Source organism: Siccirubricoccus sp. G192 (genome assembly GCF_019084075.1).
Taxonomy (GTDB): domain Bacteria; phylum Pseudomonadota; class Alphaproteobacteria; order Acetobacterales; family Acetobacteraceae; genus G192.
In genome coordinates this window covers 4700849-4713380 of record NZ_JAHREN010000001.1, presented here as the reverse complement: position 1 = coordinate 4713380, position 12532 = coordinate 4700849, and the positions used below count along the sequence as shown (strand labels likewise).

The following is a 12532-nucleotide window of genomic DNA, read 5'->3' as shown; positions in this document are numbered from 1 at the left end:
CGCCCCCCCCTGGTGGCACCTTCCTCGGCCAGCCAGGGAAACGCCGCATGACCGAAATCAAGCCACAGGCCTCGCATTGGGGCTATTTCGACGCGGTGGTGGAGAAGGGCCGGGTGGTGGGCGTCCGCCCCTTCGGCCCCGACCCCTTCCCGGGCAGCCTGATCGAGGCGGTGCCGGATGTGGTCCACGCCCCCTCCCGCATCGACCGCCCTTATATCCGCCAGGGCTGGCTGGAAGGGCGGCGGCGCGGCCACCTGCGCGGCGGCGATCCCTTCGTGCCCGTCTCCTGGGACCGGGTGACGCGGCTGCTGGCCGAGGAGGTCCGGCAGACCCGCGCACTGCATGGCGACACCGCGATCTATGCCGGTTCCTATGGCTGGGCCTCGGCCGGGCGCTACCACCATGCCAAGACGCAGTTGCAGCGCTTCCTCGGCCAGGGCGGCGGCTTCACCTCCTCGGTCAATGCCTATTCCTATGCCACGGCCCAGGCCCTGCTGCCGCATATCCTCGGCACCAATGAGGTGGTGCTGGGCCGCATGACGGATTGGCAGGCCATCGCCCGGCACGCGAAGCTGATGCTCTGCTTCGGCGGGCTGGCCGCCAAGAACGGGCTGGTGCTCTCCGGCGGCATGGGGCGGCATGACTACCTGCCGCTGATGCGGCAGGCCGCCGCGGCAGGGGTGCGGCTGGTCAATATCTCCCCCTTCCGCGGCGACACCGAGCCGGAGCTCGGCGCCGAATGGGTGCCGATCCGCCCGGGCAGCGACGCCGCCATGATGCTGGCCATGGCGCATGTGCTGGTGGAGGCGGGGCGGGAGGACCGCAGCTTCCTCGCCACACATTGCACCGGCTGGGAGAGGCTGCGCGCCTATATCCTGGGCGAGGCGGATGGCACGCCGAAGACGCCCGCCTGGGCCGAGGGCATCACTGGCGTCCCCGCCGCCACCATCCGCCGTCTGGCGCTGGAATGCGCGGAGAAGCCCACCATGCTGACCGCGGCCTGGTCGCTGCAACGGGCGGAGTACGGGGAGCAGCCCTATTGGATGCTGATCGCCCTCGCCGCCATGCTGGGGACCATCGGCAAGCCGGGGCAGGGCGTGGGCTTCGGCTATGGCAGCACCAACGGCATGGGCGCGCCGCGGCGTGACCTGCCGGCAGTCTCCGGGCCAGGCATCCGCAACCCGGTCGGCCTCTATATCCCCGTGGCCCGCGTCACCGAGATGCTGGAGCGGCCGGGCGGGGTGCTGCAATACAATGGCCGCGACATCGTCCTGCCGGATATCCGCATGATCTGGTGGGCCGGCGGCAATCCCTTCCACCACCACCAGGACCTGCCGCGCCTGCAACGCGCCTGGGCGCGGGCCGAGACCGTCGTGGTGCAGGAGCCCTGGTGGACGGCGGTGGCGCGGCACGCCGATATCGTGCTGCCGGCCACCACCACGCTGGAGCGGAACGACATCGCCTCCAGCTCGCGCGACCGCTTCATCCGCGCCATGCACCAGGCCGTGCCGCCCCAGGGGCAGGCGCGCAACGACGTGGACATGCTGGCGGATCTGGCGGAGGAACTCGGCTACCGCGACCGCTTCACCGAGCAGCGCGACGAGGGCGCCTGGCTGCGCCACCTCTATGAGCGCTGGCGCCAAGCCTGCGCGCCGCTCGGCTTCGAGGCGCCGGATTTCGACGGCTTCTGGAAGGCCGGCCATATCGAGGTGCCGCCGATCGAGCCCGGCGAGGAATACACCCAATTCGCCGAATTCGCCGCCGACCCGGAGGAGCACCCGCTCGACACCCCCTCCGGCAAGGTGGAGCTGTTTTCCGAAACCATCGCCTCCTTCCGCTATGACGACTGCCCCGGCCACCCCGTCTGGATCGAGCCGCGCGAATGGCTGGGCGGGGCGACGCAGGATCATCCGCTGCATCTGCTCACCTTCCAGCCGGTGACGCGGCTGCATGGCCAGCTCGACCCCGGGCGCGTCGCGGCGGCCGGCAAGATCCAGGGCCGCGAGCCGATCCTGATGAACCCGGAGGATGCCGCCGCGCGCGGCCTGGCGGAGGGCGACATCGTGCGGGTCTTCAATGCCCGCGGCGCCTGTCTCGGCGGCCTACGACTGAAGCCCGACATGCTGCGCGGCGTGGCCGCCATGGCGACCGGCGCCTGGTACGACCCCGCCACGGCAGGCGACCCGGACGCGCTGTGCATCCACGGCAACCCGAATGTGCTGACCGCCGATATCGGCACCTCGCGGCTCGGCCAGGGCCCCTCGGCGCAATCCTGCCTGGTGCAGGTGGAACGCTGGGAGGGGCCGCTGCCGCCGGTCACGGTGCATGCGCCACCGCCGGTCGTGGCGGAAGGGGCGGCCTGACGCCCCGGGCCCTTTCGTCCAGATCCGAAGGAAACCCGGCGGGGCAGGGAGGCCGCGCCCGGCGGGTGAAGGGCATTTGATCGGTTGCGCCTGGCTGCCCCTGGTATGACCCCGCGATGATCCATCGCCGCCATCTGCTCGCCGCCGCCGGTGCCCTCGCCTTGCCGGTCCCCGGCCGGGCGCAGATCCGCCGCAACGACCTCGATACCCTGGCGCTGCCGGTGAAGCAGGACGATACGGTGGCACGGGGCTACCGGCGCGACGCGCTGCTGCGCTGGGGCGACCGCGTGACCTTCGACGCGCCACCCTGGAACCCCGCGACGGTGACGCCGGAGGGCGCCTCGGCGCAATTCGGCTGGGATGCGCGGGTCGCCGGCATCGCGGTGCCGCAGGTCCAGGCGGCGGATGGCGTGCCGCGCGCCGTGCTGGCCGTGGTGCATCCTACGGTCGATCCCGCCATGGCCTGGCCTGCCCCGGCCTCGGGCGCGGTGCAGGACCGGCCGGCCCTGGCCGCCGCCATGCAGGGCGCCTCGCTGCTGAACCTGGAGAAGCAGCGCGGCCGCTGGGTGGTGGTGGATGGCGGCTTCCAGAGCCGCCGTCTCGGCGCCGACACGCTCTGCCGCATGGCCGGTCCGGTGGCGGCGGGCGGCAGCGTGATCGGCGTGCTGGGGCCGCAGGGTGGTTGCGTCACCCCCTGGGGCACGCTGCTGCTGGCCGAGGGCGACCCCAGGCCCTGGCAGGCCCGGCTGGCTGGCGTCGACCCGCGCTTCGCCGATGCCGGCGGCTTCGGCTGGATGGTGGAGTTGAACCCCTTCGACCCGCAATCCGTGCCGGTGAAGCGCACCGCGCTCGGCCGCTTCCCGCATGGCGACGCGGCGGCGACCCTGGCGCGGGATGGCCGCGCGGTGGTCTATATGACCGACCGGCGGGTGGGCGGCTGCCTCTATCGCTTCGTCTCCGCCGGGCCGGCGACGGGCGAGGAGGCGCTGGATGCCGGCAGCCTCGCGGTGGCGCGGCTGGAGGAGAACCGGCTGGCCTGGCTGCCGCTGCCGCAGGGCACCGCCGCCCTGCTCGACCTGGCCGGCGCGGCCCGGCAGGTGGGCGGCAGCCCGTTGGACACGCCGTCCGGCCTCGGCCTCGACCCCACCCGGCCGCGGCTGCTGCTGGCCTGCCATGGCAGTTCGGCCCGGCCCTCCGGCCATGTGATCGAGATTTCGGCGGCGGGCGGGGATGACGGCGCCGATACCGCCTCGGCCCTGCTGCTCTTCGCCGCCGGCGACCCGCGCGACCCGCTGGCGCATTACGGCCAGGGCGGGCTGCCGGCGGGCAGCGCCTGGCCGGAGAACCCGGATACGGTGGCGGTCGATGCGCGCGGCCGGGCCTGGATCGGCACCGATCGCGGCGGCCAGGTGGGGCAGCAGGCGGAGGGGCTCTATGGCTGCGACCTGGATGGGCCAAGCCGTGGCGTGCCGCTGCCGATCTATGGCGCGCCGCGCGCGGCCTCGGTCGGCGGCGCGGCGCTGACGCCGGATGGGGAGGTGCTCTTCGCCGCCATCCGCCACCCCGGCGCGGAACCGGGGGCACGCTTCGAGCGGCCGGGCACGCGCTGGCCCTCCTTCCAGCCGGGGGTGCCGCCGCGCAGCACCCTGATCGGGCTGCTGCGGCAGGCAGGCGGGCCGGTCGGCGGCTGAACCGGCCTTTGGCTGTTCGGGGCGCCGCTTCAGACTTCCGCGCCTGGCGGCGCTGCGGTCATCGGGGCCTTTGGGGCGCCGATTCAGGCCTCCGCGCCTGACGGCGCTATGGTCATCGGGGCCCTCAGCCTGCCCCGGGGATCGGGCGGGCGTGGGGTGCTTGCAGGACGGCACGCACCGCATCGGTCACCGCCGCACAGGCGCGGCTGGGGCGGCCATTCGCCATCTCCTCCCGCGCCCGGGCGATGCTGGCCAGTGCCGAGTCCAGGGCCTGGCTTGGGCCGTCACGGTTCACGGCCAGGCGGAGCCGCGTCTCTGCCAGTTCCAGGTTGATGCCGGCGGCCCTGCCATGGTCCACGCGCAGATCGTGGTCGGCGCCGACCAGCAGGTCGAGCAGGGCGCGGGTTTCCGGCGTGGCCGCGGTCAGCGGCAGCAGATGGTCCACCGGCGGCGGATCATTCGCATGCCCCGGGCCGCGCTGCATGGAGGGTACCAGGCTGGCGGTGAAGATATCGAGATAAGGGTGACGGCCGGATCGTGCAGGCATGGGGCGGTTCTGCCCTCCCGTTGCTGTCGGCGGAGCCTAGGCCGGGCGGGATCGCCAATGGCATGCACTTGGTCGTGACCGCGGCGCGGGAGCATCGGCCGGCCCGCCTACCGCACCCGCCACTCCTCCACCCAGAGCGAGGTGGGGTTCAGATGCCCGGTAGGCCGCACGCCTTGCAGCCAGGACGGCCAGACATGCGCATCGGCGCGGAACCACAGTGGCAGGGAGGGCAATTCCTCCGCATAGATCGCCTGCAGCCGTGACCAGAGGGCGCGGCGCTTTTCGCGGTCGAGCTCCTGCGGCAGCGCCTCCAGCAGCGCATCCATCTCGGCATTGTGCCAGCCGCCGTAATTCTGGCCGGACCAATTGCGCTCGGCACGCGGTATCTCCTCCGAATGCAGGCTGCTGCGCGGCACGCTTTCCGGCCCGCTGATCCAGGCGAACAGCGCCAGGCCCTGGAAGCGCCGGCGGGAGAGGGTTTCCGCGAAGAACACGCGCGGCGGCTCGTTCCTGATGCGCGTCTCGATGCCCACCGCGCGCCACATGCCCTGCAGCACCTGCTGCACCGCCTCCCGCGCGCGGTTGCCGGCGGTGGTCATCAGCTCGAAGCCCAGGCGCTCGCCGGCGGCGTTGCGGCGGATGCCATCGGGGCCGCGCCGCCAGCCGGCCTCCTCCAGCAGCGCATTGGCGCGGGCGGGGTCGAAGCCCCATTGCCGCACGCCCGGGTCATGCATGGGATCGAGCGGATTGACGCTGCCATGCGCCACCGTCTGCCGCCCCTCGAAGAGCCGGGCCACGATCTGCGCACGGTCGGCGGCCAGCAGCAGCGCCTGCCGGACCCGCAGATCGGCCAGCGCCGGGTTGTCGTGCTGCAGGTCGAGATGCTCATAGATCAGGCCGGGCTTGTAGGTGATGCGGAAGCGCTGGCCGGTGCGGCGTTCCAGCGCGGCGGCCTGCTCCACCGGCAGGCCCAGCTCGCCGCTGATCATGTCGAGCTGGCCGGCGAGCAATTGCGCCTCCAGCGCCGCAGTATTCTCGATGCTGCGGATCTGGATGCGGCGGAAGGCGGGGGCGGGGCCGGGCCAGGCCGGGTTCCGCTCCAGCGTCACGCCGGCACCGGGCTGCACCGCGGTGATGCGGTAGGGGCCGTTCCAGAGGCCGGGATTGGCGGTTTCGGTGTCATAGGCGGTGCGGTTGCGATAGGCGCGCGGCTCGGCCTCCCAGCGGGCGCGTTCGAGATGCGTGGGCAGGGGCTGGAAATCGCCGGCGCTGGCGAAATCGAAGGTTACGCGGTCGAAGCGGAGGGTGACGCTGCGCGCATCCTCCACGATCAGCTCATAGGCGGAACGGTAGAATTCGGCGGGGCCGAAGCCGGTGGCCGGGTCGCGCCCGGCCTCCCAGGCGAAGCGCAGGTCTTCCGCCGAAACCGGCGTGCCATCGCCCCAGCGGGCATCGGCGCGGAGGCGCCAGGTGACGCGGATGCCGGGCTTGCCCTCCGGCGTGGTCTCCAGCCGGGCACCGCCATTCTCCAGGCTCGGCACCTGCTCGCAGAGCAGGCAGGCGAGTTGCCAGTCCGGGTCATAGGCGGTGAGTGGCCGGCGGGCGAAGCCGAGCACATAGGACTTCGCCGCCATGTTCTCGATATTGGGGTGGAAGGTGGAGGGGAACTGCGTGATGCCGATGGTGAGGGTGTCACGCGGCGTCTGGGCCTTGGCGGGCGCGAAGACCGCAAGGCCCGCCAGCAGCAGCGAAGCCCGGCGCATCATCGCGGCGCGCCGGCGGGGGTGGCGCAGTCCATGTGTGGTGCGGTGCCTGATGGATCGGCCATGCCGGGTATGTTCGGGACTGGTCCTGATGCGGTGCAGGGGATCGCCCATGCCATCATCCTTTCCGCAGGCCCGCAAGCAATCCGATGGCCCATCCTGCAATACCGGCGAGGCCGAGGGCGATCCGCTCCGCATCCGTGAATCCGCCGGCGTCGGCAATTCCGGGGGGCGCAACCCCTGGTGGTGCAAATCCAACGGAAAGGACCGTTGGATTTGCACCACGAGCCTTGGTTTGGTGGGCCGATTCACCTGGCGCTTGGGGACCAAGCGTCAGGATCGGGCCACTAGAGCGTGATCGCTTGAGGTGCTCGCACCGAAAAGCGTGAATCACGCGATCAAACAAAGGCCTGGAGCATGATGCGTGAACGAAGGTGAACGCATCATGCTCTAGGCGGCAACCTCCTCGGGCATGCTGTTGTCGTGCCTGAAGGCGACATGGGCCCGCAATCCCTCCGGCGCGAAGACAAGGCGAACCTCGGTTCCCGAGCCGAGATCCGAGACCAGGGCCCGTTCCAGGAGGCGCGTTCCGAAGCCCCGCTTCTCGTGGGGCGGCTCGACCACGGCCGGTCCGCCGGTCTCGACCCATTCCATGATCGTCTGCCCGTCGGATTCCGTGCGCCACCGGAGGCTGGCGCATCCCGCCTCGCGGGAGAGCGCGCCATGCTTCGCCGCATTGGTTGCAAGCTCGTGCAGCGCCAGGACCACAGCCTGCGCCTGCCGGGGGCGCAGGAAAACGCCGGACGGTCCATCGATCATGAGCCGCGCCGGCATGCCGTCCAGCCAGGGCGCCAGGGCGGCGCGGGCGATCTCGGCAAGGTCGGCGGCCTCCCATGCATGGGTGGTGAGCAGGTCATGGGCGCGGGCCAGCGCCCGCAGCCTCGCCCCCAGGTCGGCGCTGAGGCGCTGGGGATTCGCGCCGGTGCGGCGGAGGGTGGCATTGGCGATGGACTGCACCGTGGCCAGGGTGTTCTTCACCCGGTGGTTCAGCTCCCGAACGAGGAGCTCGCGCCCCTTCTCCGCCCGGATGCGCTCCGTCACATCCTGCAGGACGATGCTGACGCCGGTATTGCGCCCTTCGCCGTCCTGGACGGGGTGGCAGCTCGCAAGGAAATGGCGGGTATTGCGCACCGTGCCCGGCGCCTCTCCGGACAAGGGGAGTTCCATGACCGGCCGCCCGGTGGCAAGGACCCGGCGATGCGCATCCTCGATCGGCTCCGCGATGCCTGGCGGGAGCACATCCGATGGGCAGCGTCCGATATGCTCGGCCCCGGAGATGCCGGCCACGGCGGCGAGCTTCGCATTGACCGAAAGGAAATGGCGGTCCCGGCCGAGCAGGGCGAGGCCGACGGGGATGGTGTCGTGCAATCGCTTCAGCTCGGAGAGCGTCCGCAGCGCCTCGGCCTCGCTGTCCTCCGCCGCGGCACGCGCCCTTTCCGCCACGAGAATTCCCTCGGCAACCCGCTCCCGAGGACGGCGGCGGCGTGCCGATCCGATCGCCAGCACCGCGATCGATGCGGCAAGACCCGCTCCGAGAAAGCTGGGCAGGGCCGCAGACCAGAGGGGTATCGCCCGCGCCGGCTCACTGGTGATGAGCGTCCAGCCAGGGACCGTCCGAAGAGGGCTGGTCGCGTAGAGGAAAGCGGTGCCGTCTGCGGCGCTTGCCCGGCCCGATCCGGTGGGGCGGGCTCCCTGGCCGGAGGTGGCGGGCAGCGCGCGATATGGCAACCGGGTATTCGAGGCGATGACGCGCCCATTCCGGTCGGCAAGGGCTGCTGCCCTTCCCTCGCGCGCCATGGTGCCGACAGCGCGTCCGAGTTGCGATGCCTCGATCCGGGTGGCCACCACCGCGACGTCTGCGCCATCGCGCCTGACGGGGGCGGCAACCACGGCCGCGGGAGGGGCCTGGTCCGCCCCGGCGGCAAGCTGCTCGCCATAGGCAACCGATCCGGATTCCAGCGCCCTCAGTGCAACGGCGGCGTCGCCAAGGCCGGGCAGCAAGGTTCCGAACGAGGCGGCCGTATTGACGAGTTGCGCAAGCGACGTATCGGCGACCGCGACCGGAACCCCGAGCACTCCCGCGGTCGCCCTGGCCTGGGCATCCAACTCCCGCAGGTTCGCCGCCGGACGGTCCAGCAGGGGAGAGGCGGCCAGGATCGCGAGGCTTTCGGCGTAGCGTGAGAGTTCGGCGTCAGCCGCCGCAGCCAGGCTCCGGGCGGACTCCGCCAAGGCCTCGAGGCGAGCAGTCCCGGCCTGATCCCCCTGGAATGCCGAAAGCCCGGCGACAACAGGCCCTATCCCGACCGCGACGGCCACTGCCAGGTATTTGGCTGCAAGCCGGGCTCCTGCGCCTCTTCCGGGCGCGGGCGGAAGATTGCCTTTGGGCCGCACTTCAGGCATGTCCCCCCATGTGCCGCTGCCGCATAGCTGTAGCATTCGCCGCTGTGGATGCCACTGCGGATTAGACATTTCGGATGCCTTCTGCAATCCATGGTTCCCATGCGCATCGCACTGCCGATGGCGGTTTCAGCCCTGCTGGCTGCCTGCACTGCCCAGCCCTTGCCGCAGGAGCGGGTGCGGCCGGCTGCGGTGCGGCAGCACAAGCCCGCCCCGCCCGCGCCGGCCTCCCCTCCTCGGGCGACGAGCGCCGAGCAGGCTGAAAGCGATACCCCTTCGGAGGCCGAGGCTTCAAAGACCCCCGAAGGGGCGGACCAGCCCATGCCGGGCCCCGAATCGGTCTATCGGGTCACCGCGGACGGCATCGTCGGCTGTGCGGATCCGCAGGCGCTCCTCATCCTGCGCAGGCTACGCGAGACAGGCGGGGCCAGCCCTCGATTGTTGGTGCAGGCGCATCAGGATGGCCGGTGCATGACGGTCTTCCGCGTCAGCCGATGGACTCCGGAAAGCGTGCAGGGGGGAGGTTATCAAGCTCCGCCTCACCGACGGGCCGGAACAGGACCGGCCCATCTCGCTCTACTTCCTGCGCGATGAGGTTGAGCGCATCTAGGCCCGCCCGCTTGGTGCGCCGATGCGGGGCGCCGGCGGGCCAGAGGCGGAGAGGCGGCTGCCCCCGGTTGCGGGTTGCCATCCGGGCGGTGCGCTTGCGCCGTCCTTGCGTGAGCATGCGAGCACTGCGGCCAATGCAGCCCATGGGCCATCGCCCGGCGGAGATTTTGCGGAATTGGCAATGAAGCCGCCAGGCCCGGGACTCGCCGCATCCGCGTCGGGCCGCCTTTCGCAATGCCATCGCCTGTGAAAAGAAAGCCCGCCAACCCATTGGATTGGCGGGCAAGTCAACAGGGAGGCTTCACGTCTGGGAGACGAAGGATCCGAAGACCCTATCCGGCGGAACCCGCCGGAACGACCATAGGCTACTCCTGGTGGTGTTATGTTGGCTTGGTGAAACCGGCCATCACCCATGCAGCCAGCGCATATCAGGCGGGGGGTGTCGCCAGCTCCGCCACCAGGAAGTCCCGGAACACCGATACCCGCTTGGAGTGCCGCATTTCCTCGGGATAGACGAAATAGGCGTCGAGGCGGGGGGCCTTCAGCTCCGGCAGCACCTGCAAAAGCCCATCCAGGTCCCGGCCCATGTAGTCCGGCAGGGCGGCCAAGCCGAGGCCGCTTTGCACCGCGCGCAGCATGCCGGTGAGGCTGTTCACCTCCACCGCGGTGCGGCGCGGCGCGCCGGGGCGACGGCCGGCTTCGGAAAGCCAGTTCACCTCGTCGATCGGCGGCCGATGGTCGCCCCAGACGATCAGCCGATGCGCGTCCAGATCCTCGGCGCGCTGCGGGATGCCGGCGGCTTTGAGATAGGTGGGGGCGCCGCAGACCCGCCAGCCGAAGCCGGCTAGGTGGCGCTGGATCAGGTCCGGCTGGCGCGGCGGGTGCATGCGGATCGCCACATCGGCCTCCCGCATCGCGAGATCGAGGTCGGAATCATCCAGCAGCAGCGTCACCGAGACATCTGGATAGAGCACCAGGAAGCGCTGCAGCCGCGGCGCCAGCCAGCAACTGCCGAAGCCGGTGGTGCTGGTGATCTTGAGGCGCCCGGCCGGGCGTTCCCGGCTTTCCGTCAGCAGCGCCTCGGTCATCGCCAGCTTGGCGAAGACCTCGCGGACCGTGCGGTTCAGCGTCTCGCCCGGCTCGGTCAGGATCAGGCCGCGGGCGTGCCGGTGGAACAGCGGCACCTGCAGCGATTCCTCCAGCGCCTGGATCTGCCGGGAGACGGCGGATTGGCTGAGGTTCAGCGTCTCCCCGGCATGGGTGAAGCTGCCGGCCTCGGCCACCGCGTGGAAGACGCGGAGCTTGTCCCAATCCAGCGGCATCAATCGTAGGCCGCCAGGGACGGCGCATCCGCCGGCATATGCGCCAGCCACTTCTCCGCCTCCAGCGCCGCCATGCAGCCGGTGCCGGCGGCGGTGACGGCCTGGCGGAAGATGCGGTCCTGCACATCGCCGGCGGCGAAGACGCCGGGCTGGCTGGTGCGGGTGCTGCCTGGTTCGGTCAGGATATAGCCCTCCGCATCCATGCCGAGCTGGCCGCGGAACAGCGCGGTGGCGGGGTCGTGGCCGATGGCCACGAAGACGCCATCGAAGGGCAGCTCGCTGCGCGCCCCGGTTCTGGCGTTGCGGAGCGCCAGCGCCCGCACGGCGCGGAACCGGCCCTCGGTGCCCAGCACCTCCTCCGCCACCAGGTCCCAGAGGACGGTAATGTTCGGTTTGGCGAAGAGGCGTTCCTGCAGGATGCGCTCGGCCCGCAGGCTGTCGCGGCGATGGATCAGCGTGACCTTGGCCGCCAGGTTGGAGAGATAGAGCGCCTCCTCCACCGCCGTATTGCCGCCGCCGATCACCGCGACCTCCTTGCCGCGGAAGAAGAAGCCGTCGCAGGTGGCGCAGGCGGAGACGCCGAAGCCCGACAATTCCTTCTCCCCGGGGATGCCGAGCCAGCGCGCCTGCGCGCCGGTGGCGATGACCAGCGAATCGCCCCGGTAGATGTCCCCCGAATCGCCCTCCGCCAGGAAGGGCCGGGCGGAGAGGTCCACCCGGGTGATCACGTCCTGGATGACGCCGGCGCCGACATGCTCGGCCTGGGCGCGGAACTGGTCCATCAGCCAGGGGCCCTGGATGGTCTCGGCGAAGCCCGGGTAGTTCTCGACATCGGTGGTGATGGTGAGCTGCCCGCCGGGCTGCAGTCCGGCCACGACCAGGGGCTTGAGCCCGGCGCGCGCGGCATAGATGGCCGCGGTATAACCGGCGGGGCCGGCGCCCAGGATCAGCAGGCGGGTGGCATGGGTGACGGACACTGGCGGATTCCCGGCGGAATGAACTGGAACAGCATATTTGGCAGATGGCGGCCTTCCACAAGCGGAAGCCTTGCGGCCGCGGCGCCGTGCAAGGATATTGCGCCAGAAGCCTGATCGCGGCAACGAAACACGAGCGCATGACCATCGACCACGACCCATCCCTCGACGAAGTCGACCTGCAGATCCTGGCGGAGCTGCAACAGGACGGCCGCATGACCAATGTGGAACTGGCCCGCCGGGTCGGCCTCTCCGCGCCGCCCTGCCTCCGCCGCGTGCGCCGGCTGGAGGAGGAGCGGATCATCCGCGGCTACCATGCCGATCTCGACCCCGTGGCGCTGGGCTATGAGATCACCTTCTTCGCCCTGGTCGGGCTGGAGAGCCAGAAGGAGGCGGTGCTCACCGCCTTCGAGGGCATGGTGCAGGACTGGCCGGAGGTGCGGGAATGCCACATGATCCGCGGCGGCGGCGATTTCCTGCTGCGCCTGGTGGCGCGCGACACGGCGCATGAGAATGCGCTGACCGCGAAGCTCACCGCAGCCGGGCCGGTGGCGCGGGTGCAGACATTGCAGACCATCCGCACGGCCAAGGACGAGGCGGGGGTGCCGGTGGCGGGCTGAGCGACCGATGACCACAGGGCCGCATGGCCCGGAGGTCTGAATCGGCCCGAGGGTGCAAGGCCCGTGCCGCATTCCAGGCCGCCGGCGAGGCCGAAATACCTGGCAGGGCGGGATAGCCCCAGGGGGCGTCCACTGGTTCCTGGAATCCTGCGGCCGGGGCGGGCCGGAAGCGCCCCTGCCTGCCGG

General features: G+C 71.0%; 8 protein-coding genes. 3 read left to right on the top strand and 5 right to left on the bottom strand.

The window, feature by feature from the left end; translation table 11 throughout:
• The first annotated feature begins 47 nt into the window (after positions 1-47).
• Entirely contained in the window at positions 48-2363 is a 2316-nt protein-coding gene (locus tag KSF81_RS22765; protein WP_217380901.1) for a molybdopterin-dependent oxidoreductase, read from the top strand.
• Positions 2364-2479: 116 nt separating this feature from the next.
• On the top strand, positions 2480-4054 hold the full coding sequence (locus KSF81_RS22760) for a PhoX family phosphatase (protein WP_217380900.1): 1575 nt from the start codon (positions 2480-2482) through the stop codon (positions 4052-4054).
• 124 nt (positions 4055-4178) lie between these two features.
• Here KSF81_RS22760 and KSF81_RS22755 read toward each other — a convergent pair whose 3' ends face one another.
• The 5 genes from KSF81_RS22755 to trxB form a co-directional block, all read right to left on the bottom strand.
• Positions 4179-4601 carry a hypothetical protein gene (locus KSF81_RS22755; RefSeq protein ID WP_217380899.1) on the bottom strand — a complete coding sequence of 141 codons (423 nt, stop codon included), beginning with the start codon at positions 4599-4601 and terminating at the stop codon, positions 4179-4181.
• Between the two features lie 107 nt (positions 4602-4708).
• Positions 4709-6367, bottom strand: a complete 1659-nt coding sequence (locus KSF81_RS22750) for a peptide ABC transporter substrate-binding protein (protein WP_254453701.1) — start codon at positions 6365-6367, stop codon at positions 4709-4711.
• Positions 6368-6814: 447 nt separating this feature from the next.
• Complete coding sequence (locus tag KSF81_RS22745) at positions 6815-8653, bottom strand: HWE histidine kinase domain-containing protein (RefSeq protein WP_217380898.1); 1839 nt, start codon at positions 8651-8653, stop codon at positions 6815-6817.
• A 1205-nt stretch (positions 8654-9858) separates the two neighbouring features.
• Positions 9859-10752, bottom strand: coding sequence for a LysR family transcriptional regulator (locus KSF81_RS22740; RefSeq protein ID WP_217380897.1), 894 nt, complete (start codon positions 10750-10752; stop codon positions 9859-9861).
• The gene (trxB, locus tag KSF81_RS22735; protein WP_309139652.1) at positions 10752-11729 is read right to left on the bottom strand and encodes a thioredoxin-disulfide reductase; all 978 of its coding nucleotides are present in this window, start codon (positions 11727-11729) and stop codon (positions 10752-10754) included. Before trxB ends, KSF81_RS22740 begins: the two co-directional genes overlap by 1 nt.
• Before the next feature lie 137 nt (positions 11730-11866).
• Between trxB and KSF81_RS22730 the strand changes: the two genes are divergently transcribed.
• Positions 11867-12346 carry an Lrp/AsnC family transcriptional regulator gene (locus KSF81_RS22730; protein WP_217380895.1) on the top strand — a complete coding sequence of 160 codons (480 nt, stop codon included), beginning with the start codon at positions 11867-11869 and terminating at the stop codon, positions 12344-12346.
• Positions 12347-12532: the final 186 nt, after the last annotated feature.

Bases quoted from the DNA above. Each gene is read 5' to 3' on its own strand.
- KSF81_RS22765 (WP_217380901.1), top strand. From the start codon at position 48: ATGACCGAAATCAAGCCACAGGCCTCGCATTGGGGCTATTTCGACGCG.
- KSF81_RS22760 (WP_217380900.1), top strand. From the start codon at position 2,480: ATGATCCATCGCCGCCATCTGCTCGCCGCCGCCGGTGCCCTCGCCTTG.
- KSF81_RS22755 (WP_217380899.1), bottom strand. From the start codon at position 4,601: ATGCCTGCACGATCCGGCCGTCACCCTTATCTCGATATCTTCACCGCC.
- KSF81_RS22750 (WP_254453701.1), bottom strand. From the start codon at position 6,367: ATGATGCGCCGGGCTTCGCTGCTGCTGGCGGGCCTTGCGGTCTTCGCG.
- KSF81_RS22740 (WP_217380897.1), bottom strand. From the start codon at position 10,752: ATGCCGCTGGATTGGGACAAGCTCCGCGTCTTCCACGCGGTGGCCGAG.
- KSF81_RS22730 (WP_217380895.1), top strand. From the start codon at position 11,867: ATGACCATCGACCACGACCCATCCCTCGACGAAGTCGACCTGCAGATC.